General features: G+C 40.0%; 19 protein-coding genes and 1 pseudogene. 12 read left to right on the top strand and 8 right to left on the bottom strand.

The features are described 5' to 3' along the window. Positions 1 to 23 precede the first annotated feature (23 nt). Both HWQ38_RS40645 and HWQ38_RS40650 read right to left on the bottom strand, forming a co-directional pair. Positions 24 to 227, bottom strand: coding sequence for a hypothetical protein (locus HWQ38_RS40645; protein ID WP_366933367.1), 204 nt, complete (start codon positions 225 to 227; stop codon positions 24 to 26). A 99-nt stretch (positions 228 to 326) separates the two neighbouring features. Next, positions 327 to 629, bottom strand: a pseudogene (locus HWQ38_RS40650) (DUF2887 domain-containing protein); the annotation flags it as partial. 282 nt (positions 630 to 911) lie between these two features. Between HWQ38_RS40650 and HWQ38_RS32370 the strand changes: the two are divergent. The 11 genes from HWQ38_RS32370 (at position 912) to hypB (ending at position 11,645) form a co-directional block, all read left to right on the top strand. Then, positions 912 to 1,886 carry a hypothetical protein gene (locus HWQ38_RS32370; RefSeq protein ID WP_292802162.1) on the top strand — a complete coding sequence of 325 codons (975 nt, stop codon included), beginning with the start codon at positions 912 to 914 and terminating at the stop codon, positions 1,884 to 1,886. A 61-nt stretch (positions 1,887 to 1,947) separates the two neighbouring features. Beyond that, positions 1,948 to 2,214, top strand: coding sequence for a hypothetical protein (locus HWQ38_RS32375; RefSeq protein WP_292802014.1), 267 nt, complete (start codon positions 1,948 to 1,950; stop codon positions 2,212 to 2,214). An 8-nt stretch (positions 2,215 to 2,222) separates the two neighbouring features. Further along, entirely contained in the window at positions 2,223 to 2,447 is a 225-nt protein-coding gene (locus HWQ38_RS32380; RefSeq protein WP_292802016.1) for a hypothetical protein, read from the top strand. A gap of 54 nt (positions 2,448 to 2,501) precedes the next feature. Further along, the gene (locus tag HWQ38_RS32385) at positions 2,502 to 3,347 is read left to right on the top strand and encodes a NifU family protein (RefSeq protein WP_292802018.1); all 846 of its coding nucleotides are present in this window, start codon (positions 2,502 to 2,504) and stop codon (positions 3,345 to 3,347) included. A gap of 550 nt (positions 3,348 to 3,897) precedes the next feature. Then, entirely contained in the window at positions 3,898 to 5,106 is a 1,209-nt protein-coding gene (locus tag HWQ38_RS32390) for a hypothetical protein (RefSeq protein ID WP_292802164.1), read from the top strand. Positions 5,107 to 5,154: 48 nt separating this feature from the next. Further along, positions 5,155 to 7,569, top strand: a complete 2,415-nt coding sequence (gene hypF, locus HWQ38_RS32395; protein ID WP_292802020.1) for a carbamoyltransferase HypF — start codon at positions 5,155 to 5,157, stop codon at positions 7,567 to 7,569. A 104-nt stretch (positions 7,570 to 7,673) separates the two neighbouring features. Then, positions 7,674 to 7,934, top strand: coding sequence for a HypC/HybG/HupF family hydrogenase formation chaperone (locus tag HWQ38_RS32400; protein ID WP_292802022.1), 261 nt, complete (start codon positions 7,674 to 7,676; stop codon positions 7,932 to 7,934). Positions 7,935 to 8,119: 185 nt separating this feature from the next. After that, entirely contained in the window at positions 8,120 to 9,304 is a 1,185-nt protein-coding gene (hypD, locus tag HWQ38_RS32405) for a hydrogenase formation protein HypD (protein WP_292802024.1), read from the top strand. Between the two features lie 67 nt (positions 9,305 to 9,371). Then, the gene (gene hypE, locus HWQ38_RS32410; RefSeq protein ID WP_292802026.1) at positions 9,372 to 10,475 is read left to right on the top strand and encodes a hydrogenase expression/formation protein HypE; all 1,104 of its coding nucleotides are present in this window, start codon (positions 9,372 to 9,374) and stop codon (positions 10,473 to 10,475) included. Between the two features lie 13 nt (positions 10,476 to 10,488). Further along, positions 10,489 to 10,830 carry a hydrogenase maturation nickel metallochaperone HypA gene (gene hypA, locus HWQ38_RS32415; RefSeq protein ID WP_292802028.1) on the top strand — a complete coding sequence of 114 codons (342 nt, stop codon included), beginning with the start codon at positions 10,489 to 10,491 and terminating at the stop codon, positions 10,828 to 10,830. Beyond that, positions 10,821 to 11,645, top strand: a complete 825-nt coding sequence (gene hypB, locus HWQ38_RS32420; RefSeq protein ID WP_292802030.1) for a hydrogenase nickel incorporation protein HypB — start codon at positions 10,821 to 10,823, stop codon at positions 11,643 to 11,645. The genes hypA and hypB overlap by 10 nt, the downstream gene beginning before the upstream one ends. Before the next feature lie 149 nt (positions 11,646 to 11,794). Here the strand turns inward: hypB and HWQ38_RS32425 are convergent, their stop codons facing one another. The 6 genes from HWQ38_RS32425 to HWQ38_RS32450 form a co-directional block, all read right to left on the bottom strand. Next, on the bottom strand, positions 11,795 to 12,169 hold the full coding sequence (locus tag HWQ38_RS32425) for a hypothetical protein (protein ID WP_292759922.1): 375 nt from the start codon (positions 12,167 to 12,169) through the stop codon (positions 11,795 to 11,797). After that, on the bottom strand, positions 12,159 to 13,166 hold the full coding sequence (locus HWQ38_RS32430) for an LLM class flavin-dependent oxidoreductase (RefSeq protein ID WP_292802032.1): 1,008 nt from the start codon (positions 13,164 to 13,166) through the stop codon (positions 12,159 to 12,161). Before HWQ38_RS32430 ends, HWQ38_RS32425 begins: the two co-directional genes overlap by 11 nt. A 145-nt stretch (positions 13,167 to 13,311) precedes the next feature. Continuing rightward, positions 13,312 to 13,674: a hypothetical protein gene (locus tag HWQ38_RS32435; protein ID WP_229463951.1), complete on the bottom strand. Its 363-nt coding sequence runs from the start codon at positions 13,672 to 13,674 to the stop codon at positions 13,312 to 13,314. 314 nt (positions 13,675 to 13,988) lie between these two features. Further along, positions 13,989 to 14,300 carry a hypothetical protein gene (locus HWQ38_RS32440; protein WP_292802036.1) on the bottom strand — a complete coding sequence of 104 codons (312 nt, stop codon included), beginning with the start codon at positions 14,298 to 14,300 and terminating at the stop codon, positions 13,989 to 13,991. 2 nt (positions 14,301 to 14,302) lie between these two features. Beyond that, positions 14,303 to 14,584 (bottom strand): hypothetical protein, encoded by a 282-nt coding sequence (locus HWQ38_RS32445; RefSeq protein WP_292802038.1) that lies wholly within the window; start codon positions 14,582 to 14,584, stop codon positions 14,303 to 14,305. A 39-nt stretch (positions 14,585 to 14,623) separates the two neighbouring features. Then, a complete protein-coding gene (locus HWQ38_RS32450) occupies positions 14,624 to 15,046 on the bottom strand; it encodes a hypothetical protein (RefSeq protein WP_292802040.1) in 423 nt (140 codons plus the stop codon). Positions 15,047 to 16,082: 1,036 nt separating this feature from the next. On the opposite strand from HWQ38_RS32450, the gene cysK reads away from it, so the two are divergent. Further along, the gene (gene cysK, locus HWQ38_RS32455) at positions 16,083 to 17,042 is read left to right on the top strand and encodes a cysteine synthase A (protein ID WP_292802042.1); all 960 of its coding nucleotides are present in this window, start codon (positions 16,083 to 16,085) and stop codon (positions 17,040 to 17,042) included. Positions 17,043 to 17,077: the final 35 nt, after the last annotated feature.

A 17,077-nucleotide genomic window follows, 5' to 3' on the forward strand; every position in this document is an offset into this window, starting at 1 on the left:
ACTATATAGCGATCGCCTTTTTTCTAGGATATAACGAGTTTGAAAACACGCCCTAAGCCTTGAGCTATCTGCTCAATACTCAACCCAAACGCTAATAACTGAGGTATTGCTTCTAACTTAGCTTCTTGTTTAGCTTCTTCAAAAACTTCTTGCTTACCTTGTTTTTTACCTTCTTCAAAAACATCTTGGAAAAATCTAGTTTGCCTCAAGTCATTTAATTCAAACATTTTTCCGATCTCCTCTTGGCTCAATCGCGGCAACTTGTAGATTAATATCGTCTTTATTAAACGCACTGTTAAGCCTTCGGGCACCCTATTGACTTCGACTGAAGAAAATTGATAAGCACTAGCTAGTTGCGGCGGTTGGTTAATCAGTTCAAAGAAAGTGCTGGGGATACTTTGAAAGATGCGATAAAAGATACTGTCTGTTTTCAAGGGAGCTTGTTTTACAGTTGATGAATATATTTTACACTTCGGTATGCGATGTCTACGATGGTTACTGAGCTTGCCTGCCCTGAGCTTTGCCGTACCACTTCGTGGAAGCAAGCTACGCGTAGCGTCTCGTAGAGAAGGGTCGAAGTACGGGCTATGCCTACGCAGATGACACACCCAACTTTGCCATCGAATCACAAGGTGTTTAAAGCTGACATTAATATTGGCAATTCCCCCCTAGAATTTTAGAAATAGGGTGTTTTATAGTAAAACAATTGATTGGGCATTGGGCATGGGGTTAACTTTTTCTCTAGTCCCTAATCCTTAGCCCTAGTCTCAGACAAAAAGGGGAAATTCCGCCTAAAGGACTCGAAGCCTGCGTAAATCAGTATGGCCCGTGATTAGATGCTCTCAGCGTGTCTTGATCATTCGTGGGCGTTGGCAGACTCAATTCCCAATTGGCTAGAGTACGGCAGAGTTATGACCCCCAGCATTACAGATTCAGCGGTGAAAGCTGCGTTAGCAGCTGTTGCATCGGAGTCAGCCACAGCAGAGGAAAAAATCCAAATGCTGATTGAGATAGCACAGGGTTTTCAAAAAAAGCCCAAAGCTGCCCAAGATTTGCGGAATGCAGTTGGTTTATATTACCGGGCTTATGAGATGTGTGGTGAGGAGTATCCGCTACTGAAAGCCAGGTCTCAAGTGGGGATGGCAGGGACATTACAAGCAATACCGGATGCTGACTACCAACTGCTGCTGCAAGCGAAAACAGGTTATGAAGAAGCCCTACCAATTTTACAACAATTAGCTTCGCCAGAGGAAGTGGCAGAGACGCAAATGAATTTTGGGCTGGTGTTGCAGTCGCTTGTACCATTCAATTTGGCACGAATAACCGACAGCATCCAAGCTTATCATGAGGCTTTGCGGGTGTTTACTTGGGAAAATTACCCCCAGGAATACGCGATTTTATATAACAATATTGCGATCGCTTACCTTTCTATGCCCCTAGCATCAGAACGGGAATACTTGCGTCAAGGGTTAGCAGTGCAATCATTTGAGGTGGCATTAAAGCATATTAATTTGATTGATCATCCCAGAGAATATGCGATGTTGCAAAATAACTTGGGTAACGCTTTGCAATATTTAGTGAGTTCCCATCCTGTGGATAATAATTTGCGTGCGATCGCAGCTTACGATGAGGCGCTAAAAGTGCGTAATTCAAAAGATACACCTCTAGAGTACGCTAACACAATTTCTAACAAGGCTAACGCCCTATTCAACTTACCAGACGATCAGGAAAAACCAGAAGCTGGTAATCCTAAAAATCTTTTGCAAGCGCGTATCTACTATCAAGACGCCTTAGAAATATTTACAAAATACCAACAAATTGGACAAGTAGAAGTAGTAGCCCAAGCGCTACAAGATGTGGAAGCAGAAATAGGCAATATAAAATAGGGCATTGGGCATTAATTATTCTTGCTCATCCCTAATCTACTAATCAGGAGAACAAAACAGCATGAGAGATATTTTAACAAACTCAAGTGTGATAAATTTTCTCACCAGTTTAGCAGATGGCGACTTGAACATAGCAACAGAATTCGTGTGGGTAATCATAGCAACAGCCTTGTCTATGGTCGGCGGTGCAATTGGTGGAATGCTGTTAGCTGGAAAAGATATAGGCTATCAGTTTTCAGCAATGCTTGGTGCATTATTTGCCCCTGCTGGTGCAATTCCCGCCATCATCTTAGGGCTGGCTGTTTTAAATTGGCTGACAAACTATTAGGAGAAAATATGTTAGAGATAGGGTGGTTTTCTGTCAAGTTATTTTTTAAAGGAAAGCTACTACGTGACCCGATGTATTTTGTCAAGCAAACTACTATTGGTATTGCCGTAGGTTTCTTACTACTAGTGTTACTCGCACAAGCCCCAATTCCCTTCTACTTACCAATAACATTATCTAGTTTAGTGACGGGCATGATTATGCCATTTCTCCTTAAAGATTTTAAAATGAAGTGAATTGTCATTAGTCATTAGTCCTTTGTTATTTGTTTTTCCAATGCTCAATGACCAATGTCCAACCTTGAAGAATTAGTTCAGGAAATTAACCGCTTTGAGGCAATTATATCCGAGTGGGATGAAAGCCAACGGTGTGTAGCAGTAGGTTTAAAAAGAGCAATTGAAGCTTTGCATAAAGCTGCATTGACTAGTTTGATTAAAAGCCTAAAGCAAGAATCAATGTCAGCTTTGCGCCATGCAGTTGCTGATGAAGTCGTGTATGGAGTGCTACTGTATCACGAACTAGTCAAACCACCAAAACTACCATTAGCAGAACGCATTCAGACAGCCCTTGAAGAAATTCGGCCAGGTTTAAAAAGCCATAATGGAGATGTAGAACTAGTAGCAATTAAGCCACCAGATATAGTAGAAATCAGATTAATCGGAACTTGCAGCAGTTGTCCGGCTTCTACTTTGACTTTATCTCAGGGAGTAGAACAGGTAATCAAAAACCATTGTCCTGAAATTACCAAAGTAGTTGCGGTCAATAACAGCCCTACTGTTAACAACACGAATTCCAGTTTAATCAGTCCCTTTTCTTCAAAAATAACTTCTACTTGGATAAAAGTGGCGACTATTGATCAAGTTCCTGAATTTAGTGTATTGGCAGTACAAATTGCTGGTAATTCCCTGATTTTACATCGTCAAGGTGTTACAGTAACATGTTACCATAATGCTTGCAGTCATTTAGGATCTTCCTTAGAAGAAGGTAAGGTTGAAAATGGTATTATTACCTGTCCTTCCCACGGATTTCAGTACAAGTTAAAGACAGGTGAATGCTTAACTGCACCTGATGTTTCACTTCATTCATATCCACTAAAGATTAAAGACGATAAGGTTTTTGTGAAACTGCAAAAATGATGATACCAAGGTAACATCTCAGCAAATATACTTGGCGATTAAGAAATCACGGCTATTTTGCTTTTTAATTTCAGTAGTTCGCGCATTCATTTTAGTATTTTGTGCAAGCAAAATGCCGAAATTGTTTATCATTTGTGTAATTCAGTTATTTATTTTAGTGTTTTGAGAAAGCAAAAAGGCATATTACTTTCTCAAAATGCCATTTGACTTTCTCATTTGGGTGTCTTCCGCAAGCAAAAAGGCATATTGCTTTTTCAAAATGCCATTTGACTTTCTCATTTCAGTAGATTCAGCAAGCAAAAAGGTATATTGCTTTCTCAAAATGCCATTTGACTTGCTCATTTCGGTACATCACGCACTTATGATCAATATCGGTCTGTAGCAAAAGCTAGTAAAGGTTAGCCAGAATCTTTTAAGATTGATTAATACCGAAACTTTTAAAAAATTTTAATTTAATTTGAAATCTAAACATAATACAAAATTGTTAATGTTGTTACATACTGATCAACATTAATGTTTTTAAATTATTATGAGCGTCTATCTGCGGTTCATGGATATCCCAATCACAACTAATCCTATATTACAATTACCGCCAGAAGCAACAGAAATTTCTCAATCTTTACCTCTATCACCTCAAGGTGCAGAGGTAATTTTAGGTAATATTATCGAACCACAACAATTAGTCATACCTGTAGCACCCAGTCCCACAACAATGTTTGGGCCTCGTGCTGCTTGTTTGTTATCAGAAATAGGCCGATTATGGGTATCAGATACGGGGCATCATCGATTATTAGGATGGCGAAATTTACCCACTAGAGATAGTCAACCGGCTGATTGGGTAATTGGACAACCTGACTTTTATCATGAGGGACAAAATGCTAAAAGTACACCAGGAAGGGCAACCTTAAGTGTACCAACAGGAATTTGCGCTTGCGGCGAAGGATTAGCTGTAGCAGATTCTTGGAATCATCGGGTTTTGATTTGGAAAAACTTACCAGAAGATAACAATGTTCCAGCAGATTTGGTGTTAGGGCAAGTTAATTTTACAGATAATCAACCAAATCGAGGCAATCATGCAGCATCTGCTAATACAATGCACTGGCCTTATGGTGTTTTCTATCATCAAGGACGGCTATTTATTGCTGACACTGGTAATCGAAGGGTATTAATTTGGCATCAATTACCAACAGAAAATGGTCAACCGGCTGATTTAGTTTTGGGACAACCAGATATGATATCTCGCAATGAAAACGGCGGTGATTCTCCAACCGCAGCGAGTATGCGTTGGTGTCACGATATCACCTTTTGGGGAGAGAATTTGGTTGTCACCGATGCAGGTAATCACCGAGTAATGATTTGGCAGGGAATGCCAACAGAAAATAATGCCCCTTGTGCAGTAGTTTTAGGACAAAAAAACTTTGATTGTGTGGAAATGAATCAAGGAGTTTATTATCCTACTGCTGGTAGTTTGAGTATGCCTTATGGCGTAGGAGTGGCTGGAGATTGGTTAGTAGTTGCAGATACTGCTAATTCCCGTTTGTTAGGATGGATAAAGCCAGAATTAATTTTATCACTGCAAGGTGCGGCGGCGAATGCGCTTGCAGGACAAATAAATTTTGAAAGTAAAGGTGAAAATCGTAATTTTGGACTGCCAAAACGAGATAGCTTAAATTGGTGTTATGGTATAAAAATTTGTGGTAATACGGCGATAATCGCTGATTCTGGAAATAACCGAGTTTTGCTGTGGCAGTTTAATTAATTCGTAATTCGTAATTCGTAATTCATAATTTTGGAAAGTTAAATTTTTATGGCGACTGAAGAAATTAGAGTTCGTGGTACTGTTCAAGGAGTAGGATTTCGTCCTACTGTATATCGTCTTGCTAAAGCCTGCAATTTGCATGGAGATGTTTGTAATGATGGTCAAGGTATTTTAATTAGGGTATCTGGTAGTGAGGAAGCAATAACCGAATTTGTTGCCAGATTGCAAACAGAATGTCCACCGTTGGCAAGAATTAATCAACTAACAAGAATTATTTATGAAAGTGAATTTAACTTTGATAATTTTGTAATTCTTCCTAGTGTCAGTAATGTCATTAAAACAGAAATTACCTCTGATGCAGCCACTTGTCCGCAATGTCAACAAGAAATATTCAACCCCTTTAGGCGCTATTATCGCTATCCCTTTACTAACTGTACTCATTGCGGTCCTCGCCTAAGTATTATTCGTGCCATTCCTTACGACAGATGCAATACCAGTATGTCTGCGTTTGCGATATGTTCAGAATGTGCAAAGGAATACCACGATGTCGAAAACCGCCGTTTTCACGCCCAACCTGTCGCTTGTCATGCTTGCGGTCCCACAGCTTGGTTAGAACGCGCCGATGGTAAATCGGTTACTGCTTCTATGTTCTCCATGCTAGATGATGTTGATGCCGTTTGTACCCTGTTGCAAAAGGGTGAGATTGTGGCAATTAAAGGGTTAGGTGGTATTCATCTAGCTTGCGATGCAACACAAGAAACTGCTGTAGAAAAACTGCGTCAGCGCAAAAGACGCTATCATAAACCCTTTGCTTTAATGGCGCGAGATATTGAAGTAATTGAACAATATTGTACTGTCAACGCTAAAGAAAAAGAATTATTGACAAGTTCTGCTGCACCAATTGTTTTACTACAGGTAAAAGGAAGAGAGGGAGATGGGAAAAATTTATTCACTCCTAACTACTGTAGAGACGCGATTAATCGCGTCTCTACTCTTCATATTGCATCATCAGTTGCACCAGGGCAAAATACACTCGGTTTCATGCTACCTTATACGCCCTTACATCACTTAATTCTTCGGCGGATGAATCGCCCAATTATTTTAACAAGTGGCAATCTTGCCGATGAACCACAATGTATTGATAATGACGAGGCAAGAGAAAAATTAGGCGCAATCGCTGATTATTTTCTCCTTCACAATCGAGAGATTATTAATCGCGTAGATGATTCAGTTGTACGGGTTGTCGGCGATAAAGTTCAAACAATTCGCCGTGCCAGAGGATATGCACCAGCAGCTATTAGTTTACCACCGGGATTTCACAATCTGCCGCAAATTTTAGCAATGGGCAGTGAGTTAAAAAATGCCTTTTGCCTATTGCGTGAAGGAGAAGCAATTCTCTCTCAACACATAGGAGATTTAGAAAAAGCTGCGGCTTTCAATGCTTACCAAGACACTTTAAATTTATACTTTAATTTATTTCAACATCAACCAGAAGTAATCGCAATTGATAAACATCCTGAATATCTCTCAAGCAAACTTGGTAAAGAACTCGCAGATACAAATCAAATCAAAATTCATCAAATCCAACATCATCACGCGCATATCGCCGCTTGCATGACAGAAAATGGTATTCCTTTAGATTCGCCGCCGGTATTAGGCATTGCTTTAGATGGTTTAGGTTACGGTGATGATGGTACACTCTGGGGCGGAGAATTTCTTTTAGCAGATTACCGTAAATTTCAGCGACTAGCAACATTTAAACCAGTAGCAATGATTGGTGGTGAACAAGCAATTTATCAGCCTTGGCGTAATACCTATGCTCAATTAATAGCTGCTAAACTTTGGGATAATTGCCAACAGCAATATGCTGATTTAGAAATCGTAAAATTTCTGAATAAAAAACCATTAAAATTACTCAATCAACTTATGGAGAAAGGAATTAACTCACCTACAGCTTCCTCAGTGGGGCGGTTGTTCGATGCGGTGGCGGCGGCTATCGGTATTTGCCTTGAAGAATGTAGCTATGAAGGACAAGCTGCGATCGCAATGGAAGCTATAATAGATGTTAGCAGCTTAAATAATTATAAAGAAACCCTAATATATCCTTTTAATTTTATATTTTCAGATAGTATTTATTGTATAGACCCGCGCCCAATGTGGCAAGCCTTGCTCGATGACATACAGCAGCAGATTCCACAAACAGTTATGGCTGCCAAATTTCACAAAGGGTTAGCTAATGCGATTGTGGAAATGGTTAAGCGTCTTTGTCAAGAAAATCTGATTAATCAGGTTGTTCTAACAGGAGGAGTATTTCAAAATTGTATATTGTTAGAGCAAGTTACCAAAGGATTACAAACATTAGAAATAAAAGTACTCACTCACAGTTTAGTTCCAGCTAATGACGGCGGCTTATCTTTAGGACAAGCAGTTATTGCAGCCGCACAATTAATCAATTGTTATTGATAACAAAATTCTCCTCAGTATCATTCTCTCTGCGTTCTCTGCGCCTCTGCGGTAGCCTGCGGCAAGTCACTTTCGCGTCTACGTTTATCTTGACAAATAAAAAAATGTGCTTAGGAATTCCCGGACAAATTATAGAAATTACCAACGTTGACCATAAATTAGCCATAGTTAACATTGGTGGAGTTAAACGTCAAGTAAATATTGCTTGTATCCTAGATGAACAACATCCTCCCGAAGCTTGTATTGGGGATTGGGTGCTAGTGCATGTTGGCTTTGCCATGAATAGAATTAACGAACAAGAAGCAGCAGAAACTTTACAACTCTTCCAAGAATTAGCAGCAGCACAAGCAGGGATTAGTACTTGAATAATAGACTTTTTTTGTCTCACGAGAGTTTAAAACTCACATCTTTCTTTCTTCTTCTTTCTTCCTTCTCTGCGAGACGCTGCGCGTAGCTTGTTCTCCGCAGGAGTACGCGGTTTGTTAAAAAAAACTTTCTCCTACAAAAGCGAAATTAAGTAATACATAAAACTCATTACTCCTCACATCCTATGAAATATGTTGACGAATTCCGCGAACCGGAAAAAGCCGAAGCCATACGCCGGGAAATCGCCAAATTATGCCACCAGCTAGAAAAACCCATCAAAATCATGGAAGTATGCGGCGGACATACCCATTCAATTTTTAAATATGGTATTGAAGAAATTTTACCCGAAGCTATTGAACTAATTCATGGTCCTGGTTGTCCAGTATGCGTTATGCCAAAGGGGAGATTAGATGATGCGATCGCAATCTCCCAAAATCATAACGTCATTTTTGCCACCTTTGGCGACGCAATGCGAGTTCCCGGTTCTAAAACCAGTTTATTGCAAGCTAGGGCACAAGGTGCAGACATCCGTATGGTGTACTCTCCCCTAGATAGCCTGCAAATTGCCAGAGATAACCCCGACAAACAAGTAGTATTCTTCGCCTTAGGCTTTGAAACCACAGCCCCCAGCACCGCCTTCACCATTCTGCAAGCCGCAGCCGAAGAAATTCATAACTTTAGTATGTTTTGCAATCACGTCCTCGTGATTCCCGCCCTCAAAGCACTGCTAGATAATCCCGACTTGCAACTGGATGGATTTGTTGGGCCGGGTCATGTCAGCATGGTAATTGGCACTGACCCTTATGAATTTATTTCCCAACAATATAATAAGCCAATTGTCGTCTCAGGATTTGAACCCTTAGATATTCTCCAATCAATTTGGATGGTATTGCAACAGCTAGTAGAAAATCGTTGTGAAGTTGAAAACCAATATAACCGAATTGTCCAAAAAAGCGGAAACACAGTAGCGCTACAAGCCATAAACAAAGTTTTCGCCGTGCGAGATAGTTTTGATTGGCGCGGCTTAGGTGATATCCCCTATTCAGGATTAAAAATTCAACCTGAATATGCCCAATTTGATGCCGAACTTAAATTTACCATTCCTAATCTTAAAGTAGCCGACCATAAAGCTTGTAAATGTGGAGAAATTCTCAAAGGAGTCTTAAAGCCTTGGGAATGCAAAGTATTCGGTACAGCTTGCACACCAGAAACACCCATTGGTACTTGTATGGTATCATCCGAAGGTGCTTGTGCAGCCTATTACAAATATGGGCGACTCTCAACGATTGCCAAAAGAACAATCGCCCAAAAACCAAAATTAACTCTAACTCAAGAACCTCTCCCCGCCTGCGGCTTCTCCTCAGACTAATACATCTTACAAATACTTTCCGTACCTCTGCGCTTCCCTCTGCGTGCCTTTGCGTTTAAAAAAAGTTATGAATATTTCTCCTACAAACTCAATACAAAATCCTCTATTTAAAAAAATGGAACAAGTCCGCCGTCACCAACGAAAAGTGCAAGATACTCATATAACTCTTGCACATGGCAGTGGTGGTAAAGCCATGCGTTATTTAATAGATGATATCTTCGTCAGCAATTTTGATAACCCAATTCTCTCCCAATTAGAAGACCAAGCCAGCTTTAACTTACTCCCTCTCCTACAACAAGGAGACAGACTCGCATTTACTACAGATTCCTATGTTGTAGACCCGTTATTTTTTCCCGGTAGTGATATAGGAGAATTAGCCGTCAACGGTACAGTTAATGATTTAGCTGTAAGCGGTGCTAAACCCTTATATCTAACTTGTAGTGTAATTTTAGAAGAAGGATTACCTGTAGAAACCTTGCGGCGTGTCGCAGCCAGCATGAAAGAAGCCGCGAAAAAAGCTGGTGTTCAAATTGTCACTGGCGACACAAAAGTTGTACATCGCGGTGCTGCCGATAAACTCTTTATTAATACTGCTGGTATTGGTATTATTCCCGTAGGAATTAGTATTTCCGCCCATAATATTAAACCTGGGGATGCCGTAATAATTAATGGAGAATTAGGCAATCATGGGGCAGCGATTTTAATTGCCCGTGGAGAATTAGTCTTAGAGACTAATATTGAAAGCGACTGTCAGCCATTGCATAGTTTAGTAGAAACTATTCTCCATGTGTGTCCCCAAGTTCATGCCATGCGAGATGCTACACGCGGTGGTTTAGCTACAGTATTAAATGAATTTGCCCTCAGTTCCAATGTGGGAATTCGTCTCTACGAAGAATCTATTCCAGTGCGTGAAGAAGTCAACGGAGTTTGTGAAATTCTCGGTTTAGACCCATTGTATTTAGCTAATGAAGGTAAGTTAGTTGTGGTGGTTCCAAAAGAGAATGCTGACAATATTTTATCAGCTATGAAATCTCACCCAGCAGGTAAAGATGCTTGTATTATCGGCGAAGTTATTACCTCACCCCCAGGTATAGTATTGTTAAAAACAGTTTTTGGTGCTGAAAGGATTGTTGATATGTTAGTAGGCGAACAATTACCAAGAATTTGTTAATAGATTTTATAGTATGCACGAACTTGGAATTACCAAAAATATTGTAGCAATTGTAGCTGAACAGGCCAAAGGCGCAAAAGTCCAGCGAGTTTTATTAGAAATTGGCAAACTTTCAGCCATTATGCCCGACGCTATCCGATTTTGTTTTGATATTTGCACTCAAGATACAGTTTTAGCAGGGGCGACATTAGAAATTTTAGAAATCCCAGGTTTAGCAAAATGTCGCCAATGCGGTGCAGAAATTGCTTTAGATAAACCTTATGGTATCTGTAACTGCGGTAGCGTGCAATTAGATTTAATCACTGGTGAAGAACTGAAAATTAAAGAAATCGAAATAGAGGAATTATGTGTGTAACCTGCGGTTGTTCTGATGATGGCGAAACTAAAATTACCAATCTAGAAACAGGTGAAGCTGAACATAACCATCATCATCATACTCACACTTTACCAGATGGTACTCTCATCACTCATTCCCACAGTCACGACACTCAGATAGAAGCGTCTCAAATTCATGCCAAAATACACAGCACAACGATATCCTTAGAACAAAATATATTGGCCAAGAATAACTTGATAGCTGCCCAAAATCGGGTATGGTTTAAAGGTCGAAATATTCTCGCCTTAAATTTAATGAGTTCTCCCGGTGCAGGGAAAACAACTCTTTTAACTCGCACAATTAATGATTTAAAGCATCAATTATCTATAAGTGTAATTGAAGGCGACCAAGAAACTGCTAACGATGCCAAAAAAATTAAAGAAACAGGCTCTAAAGTCATCCAAATTAACACTGGAACAGGCTGTCATTTAGATGCATCAATGATAGATAGGGGTTTACAACAACTGAATCCGCCGCTCAACTCAATTGTGATGATTGAAAATGTGGGAAATTTGGTTTGTCCAGCCTTATTTGATTTAGGAGAACAGGCAAAAGTCGTGATTCTCTCGGTTACAGAGGGAGAAGATAAGCCGCTAAAATACCCGCATATATTCCGTGCTAGTGACATAATGATTCTCACTAAAACTGATTTGCTACCTTATGTAGATTTTGATGTTCAAAAGTGCATAGAATATGCTAAACAAGTAAATCCCCAAATTCAGATTTTTCAAATTTCTGCAACCACGAGTGCTGGCTTAGAAAATTGGTATGCGTGGCTAACTGCATCGTTATAACAAAAACTCTGCGCCCCTCTGCGCTTTCCTCTGCGTTTAAATTAAAGTCACTGAATATTTCAACACCCCGCACTTTAAAAGTACAGGGTGAAAGACAGCGATAAGGATAAATAAGCTATATTTTGCGTGATTCCCAATTTCTATTTACCTCAAAGCCAATCTCGATAAGCTGATATTTCATTTACGCTGATTTCAAACGGCATCCCTTTGCCAAATGGCGGATAAACGCGAATTTTGCCATTCTTAGCAAACCGCTCCAACCTATTACCCAACTGGGGAATATTGCTGACGATATGCCAGTAAGATAATATGTCAGGGCAGTCAATAATTAATGTTAGGATGCTAGCATTTGTTGTGAGATACCACTGACAATTAGATAACAGTACTCGCGTAATGCGATCGCAGGCTAGATAAAAGCATCTGCCAGTAGACTGTTCTAGCTCCATCTGCAACATTCCATCCTGTTTCGTTACCTCAGTTGGAGGTAAATCATCGGGAGGAAGCAGATATAGTTTAGAAGACATAATTTCGCACCTCTTGGTTGTAGCGCGTCAAACTCTCCAGGTTTTTTTGCATATCAGAAGACGAGGGTTTGAGTGCTAGCGTACCTAAATTTAATTCGTCTTGAAATTTCTTGATTCTGTCTCGACAAGTCTCCACATCACCGATAATTGAGTTCTCAATCAAATAGTCTTCGTCAAAACAAATGTTTGTGCGATCAAATGGTTTTTGGTTGGGATTCGCACTATTCTGCAATATTTCAGCCGAATTAGCTTTCATTTTCTGGCTAAATTTGCGAATGAAAGGTAACGCCTCACTCACTGCCTCATCAGATGTTTTGCCAACAAAAAAGAAGCGTGCCAGCACAAAGTTTTCCGCATCACTAGAATTTAAAGCTCGATATTTGGCAACAGTATCCTTCAATCTCTCTAGGGAAAATGGCGGGCCACCCATCAAGCTGAAGGAATGTTTAGCGGCCAACTCGATGCCGTCATCACCGCCAGTAGCAACATACACTGGTATTTTACTCTGCAATGGTTTTGGGTAAATTGTCAGGCGATCGCATTGATAATATTGCCCATTAAATGATACATCAGTTTCATATAAAAGCTTTTGAATCAATGCGATCGCCTCTAGCATCTTGGGACGGGATTCACTTGGTAATGTCCCAAAATGCTTATTTTGTTCGGGAAAGGGGCCGCCTTTAGCAACTCCAAATAATAATCGTCCATTGCACAAGTTATCCAAAGTGGCAACATCTTCCGCCACCCGAATCGGGTTATGGAATGGCAGTAGCACCGCCGCCGTGCCTAATTGGATAGTTGAAGTCAATCCCGCCAAGTGTGCCATTAACACCAACATGGACGGGCTGAGATTGGATTCACTAAAATGATGTTCACTTACCCAGGCTTCTTCAAAACCTAAGCTTTCCGCCTGTTTTACCAGCGCGACTTGCTCAAAGATGGCACGACGAGCATCTTGGTGATAATTATCGTAATTGCAGAAAATTCCAGTTTTCATTACTTGCGTTGATACTTTGTACTCACCGTAGGTGCTGGCTATTCTAGTGGTCTATCGCATTTGATAGGTTTGTAGTGAGGACTTTAGTCCTCAAATATTTAAGCACTAAAGTGCTTACTACAAACTCAATTAATCCGATGAATCATTAACTTGCAACCCACTGCAACTCCAACCATAGGCGTGGGTTGTTCTGTTTCACCTTCGACATCGGATCGCGTAACAATCGCTTGGCATTCATGCAGACTACCTGCATTAGACCCATGTTGTCTGCTACTTCTCGGAGTATTTCTTTTTGAGCTTGCACACAGGAAATCATTTCGTCAGAGCAATAAATTCCTATATATTGCAAGCGTCTGGCAGGTCGTCCCCAAAAACAGGTGATGACTTTCACATAACACCCATCCAGCAATTCCCCAACTTGCGGGTAGTAATGGTTGACGACTCTTGTGAATTCTTTGGCTAAGATATCTTCAGCAATCATTGGAACTGATATTTCTGTAGCGTCCATCACGCTATTTAATATAACATAAATTTGTCAGTTAAATATGACAAAATAGACTATAAAACTTAAATAAAATATTAAATAAAAAAAGAGGTGTACCTTATCTGGTATTACCTCAGATTTGCCTAAAGCATCTTTATTTTGAATGAAATATCAAAGCTTAGAATACCCCTATGGCGAATAGAATTTGTAGCTATACAGACTTGTATTGAGCGGAGTCGAAATACAAAACCCACCTCCGTGGGTTTCAAATTTCTGGAGTCCGCGCCGCCGCGATTTCTAATTGCCAAGTATATTTGCTTTGGAATTTTTAATTATTATTATCGAGCATTGCGTTCACAAACTAAGACCTCTGCTACGATATCCGGCACATTTATTAAATCCGTAAATCCTTCCGAACCACCCATCGGTGAAATAAATGTATAGTTTGGGTCACAGACTCCATTGTCATATACTTGAAGAAACCACCTATCTGGAAATCCTTCTATACCTAATTCCACAGTGTACCAACTATCGCCAATCAGACGCGAGTTAAAGATTGTAAACCACTCTCTGTTTTCTTCTGAAATATTCCAGTCTGCCATCAGCAGTTCTAAAGCTATTTGTCCCGCATCCGTTGAAGTCAACAGCATTTTTACTCCTTATTTGCAACTTCAGGATTTGCAACTTCAGTATTGGGAACTTCCGGGTATAAACCCAGTTCTTTAGCTAGCTCACGCGCCACAAAAAATAAAAATTTGGCACCATCTTGATTGCCTTCATGGGCAAACATAGTTGCTACTTGTAACATTGTTTGTACTAAACCAGAATCAATCAATTCTGGCTTAGATTCTAAAATTTCTGGTTCATGACCATTGGGACATTTAAGTAACTCATCAATCAGATTAAAATATAGCTGTTCGCGTTGTTCTGTCATGGTACTTTTGGTGATTTGAGTAAGTAAATTGTGAATTCGTTACTGTTCGATACTTTGCCGCCACAGTCTTTCCAACATTTCAACTTGTTCTTTTAAAACAGCCGCACGATGAACAAGATATCTGTCATAAAAGAGAATCCCTAACCCAATACAAATAGGGGTTAACAAGAAGAACCATTGTAGGATAGTGGCAAATTTATATTGTTCAGTAACAGTCAGCATTTGATCAACCACATTACGGTCAGAGGATTGGATGCTAGTCTGAGAGGAATGTGTACCCTCTGTCTGGGGAGCCAAGGCCGGAGAATTTGTACTAATATTGTTAACTTCCGAAGCTAAATTCTGGGATTTTACTAACTCCAGATGTCGCTCCCAAATTATCCCAAATACTACTAGTCCTGGAGAAAGCATTACTAAGGTAACTACGCAAACTGTGAGAACATTTAAAAGTTTGGCTTTCATCGTGGCTCTCCCTTGCTAGGTAGTATGCACCCAGAAAGAAAATATCTTTTGCTGTTTATCTAAAGTAGATATATATTTCTACCTCTCAAACAGTTTTGATATTAAAATATGTGTAATTGGTAATTTTTAAAATCGTTGGTTGTCAGTTATTTTCCTAATTACTACTGACCACTAACCACTGAAAAGTTACCAACCTTTTCGTAAAACATAGGATTATTCAGTCAGAAATAACGCATTCAGATTCAAAGAATGTCGTTTCATCCTACTTTCAAAAGAGAGATTAAGAAGTCCCCCCTAGTTCACTAAGCTTTCGCTCAGGAATGTTGGGGGGTAGAGGGGAATCTCTGCGTAAATCCTATACGATTTATATCAGCCCCTCTCCACAAAACAGTTTACCTCAGCCCCGTTAAGATTATTAAATTCATTAGAATAGTACTCAAAGCTTGTAATCCTCACCTGATAAGTCTTATAAAAATTTATTGGGGTATGGGTGCTAGTGTTTTTGGGACGGGGTTCTAGTATTTCTGAGATGGGGTTCTGGTATTTCTGTACTCAACCTCAAAGCAATCTAGGCAATGGTTAAGGACTGTTTTTGAAGCAATTTTGGCAAACAAAAACTGCACTCAAAATCAAATATCAATGTCTTTTGATCAAGATAGACTAATAAATTAGGAAAAACAATTAAATTTTTTGAAACTAAATTGCATTTCCATCACAAATAGCAGATATTGCCCTCTGCCTTGATTTGGTAAAAATTATGCATATATACAGAATTGAACTAACGAATCTCAGCCCAAGAGACAATAATCAACAATTTCCGATGGTAAAATATAAGTATGGCAAGCTAAACCTCTGCTGAAGTGATAATCAATGGGAATATCTGATAAAAGTTCTTCCTAAACTTTCATATTTTGTGGTTTAGTTAGAATACATAGTATATGCACTCATTGATACTAAACTACAAATTAAATACACAAAAGCTTATTGTTAGAAGTAAATACTCTGTACTAAGTTTTAGGATTTTAGGAGTTAAATAATGCGGATTGCTCAAGACGTAACAGAACTTATCGGACGAACTCCTTTAGTTCAACTGAACAAAATTCCTCAAGCTGAGGGAGTAGTAGCAAGGATAGTTGTCAAATTAGAAGGCATGAACCCAGCAGCTTCGGTGAAAGACCGGATTGGGTTAAGTATGGTACTCTCAGCAGAAGCTGCTGGCTCAATTTTCCCTGGAAAGACGATTTTAGTTGAGCCGACTTCCGGTAATACAGGAATTGCTCTAGCGATGGTAGCAGCAGCGCGTGGCTACCGTTTGATTTTGACAATGCCAGAGACAATGAGCCAAGAACGACGCGCTATGCTTAGAGCTTATGGTGCGTCTTTAGAGTTGACACCAGGCACTGAGGGAATGCGGGGAGCAATTCGCAAAGCTGAAGAAATTGTGGCTAATACTCCCAATGCTTTCATGCTGCAACAGTTCCGCAACCCTGCCAATCCCAAAGTTCACCAGGAAACCACCGCAGAAGAAATTTGGGCTGATACAGACGGGGAAGTGGATATTGTGATTGCTGGGGTAGGTACTGGTGGGACGATTACTGGGATTGCAGAAGTACTCAAACAACGCAAGCCGACTTTTAAAGCGATCGCAGTTGAACCCAGCAACAGCCCAGTTCTCTCAGGTGGTGAAGCCGGTCCACATAAAATTCAAGGTATTGGCGCCGGATTTATCCCCGATGTTCTCCGTTTGGAATTGGTTGACGAAGTAATTAGAGTCAGCGATGAACAAGCGATCGCTTATGGACGCCGTTTGGCAAAAGAAGAAGGCTTATTGTCTGGGATATCCTCTGGTGCAGCTTTGTGCGCCGCAATTCAAGTAGGTAAACGTCCAGAAAATGCTGGACGTTTAATTGTGATGATTCAGCCTTCCTTTGGTGAACGTTACCTCAGCACACCCATGTTTCAAGATTTGTCTTTAGAAACTGCTGGCGTCCGTTAAGGAGAATAGGGAGAGATGAGGGAGCTTTTTGAAAT

Source organism: Nostoc sp. NMS7 (assembly GCF_017115085.1).
Classification (GTDB): Bacteria; Cyanobacteriota; Cyanobacteriia; order Cyanobacteriales; family Nostocaceae; genus Nostoc.

Bases quoted from the DNA above. Each gene is read 5' to 3' on its own strand.
- HWQ38_RS40645 (WP_366933367.1), bottom strand. From the start codon at position 227: ATGTTTGAATTAAATGACTTGAGGCAAACTAGATTTTTCCAAGATGTT.
- HWQ38_RS32370 (WP_292802162.1), top strand. From the start codon at position 912: ATGACCCCCAGCATTACAGATTCAGCGGTGAAAGCTGCGTTAGCAGCT.
- HWQ38_RS32375 (WP_292802014.1), top strand. From the start codon at position 1,948: ATGAGAGATATTTTAACAAACTCAAGTGTGATAAATTTTCTCACCAGT.
- HWQ38_RS32380 (WP_292802016.1), top strand. From the start codon at position 2,223: ATGTTAGAGATAGGGTGGTTTTCTGTCAAGTTATTTTTTAAAGGAAAG.
- HWQ38_RS32385 (WP_292802018.1), top strand. From the start codon at position 2,502: ATGTCCAACCTTGAAGAATTAGTTCAGGAAATTAACCGCTTTGAGGCA.
- HWQ38_RS32390 (WP_292802164.1), top strand. From the start codon at position 3,898: ATGGATATCCCAATCACAACTAATCCTATATTACAATTACCGCCAGAA.
- hypF (WP_292802020.1), top strand. From the start codon at position 5,155: ATGGCGACTGAAGAAATTAGAGTTCGTGGTACTGTTCAAGGAGTAGGA.
- HWQ38_RS32400 (WP_292802022.1), top strand. From the start codon at position 7,674: ATGTGCTTAGGAATTCCCGGACAAATTATAGAAATTACCAACGTTGAC.
- hypD (WP_292802024.1), top strand. From the start codon at position 8,120: ATGAAATATGTTGACGAATTCCGCGAACCGGAAAAAGCCGAAGCCATA.
- hypE (WP_292802026.1), top strand. From the start codon at position 9,372: ATGAATATTTCTCCTACAAACTCAATACAAAATCCTCTATTTAAAAAA.
- hypA (WP_292802028.1), top strand. From the start codon at position 10,489: ATGCACGAACTTGGAATTACCAAAAATATTGTAGCAATTGTAGCTGAA.
- hypB (WP_292802030.1), top strand. From the start codon at position 10,821: ATGTGTGTAACCTGCGGTTGTTCTGATGATGGCGAAACTAAAATTACC.
- HWQ38_RS32425 (WP_292759922.1), bottom strand. From the start codon at position 12,169: ATGTCTTCTAAACTATATCTGCTTCCTCCCGATGATTTACCTCCAACT.
- HWQ38_RS32430 (WP_292802032.1), bottom strand. From the start codon at position 13,166: ATGAAAACTGGAATTTTCTGCAATTACGATAATTATCACCAAGATGCT.
- HWQ38_RS32435 (WP_229463951.1), bottom strand. From the start codon at position 13,674: ATGGACGCTACAGAAATATCAGTTCCAATGATTGCTGAAGATATCTTA.
- HWQ38_RS32440 (WP_292802036.1), bottom strand. From the start codon at position 14,300: ATGCTGTTGACTTCAACGGATGCGGGACAAATAGCTTTAGAACTGCTG.
- HWQ38_RS32445 (WP_292802038.1), bottom strand. From the start codon at position 14,584: ATGACAGAACAACGCGAACAGCTATATTTTAATCTGATTGATGAGTTA.
- HWQ38_RS32450 (WP_292802040.1), bottom strand. From the start codon at position 15,046: ATGAAAGCCAAACTTTTAAATGTTCTCACAGTTTGCGTAGTTACCTTA.
- cysK (WP_292802042.1), top strand. From the start codon at position 16,083: ATGCGGATTGCTCAAGACGTAACAGAACTTATCGGACGAACTCCTTTA.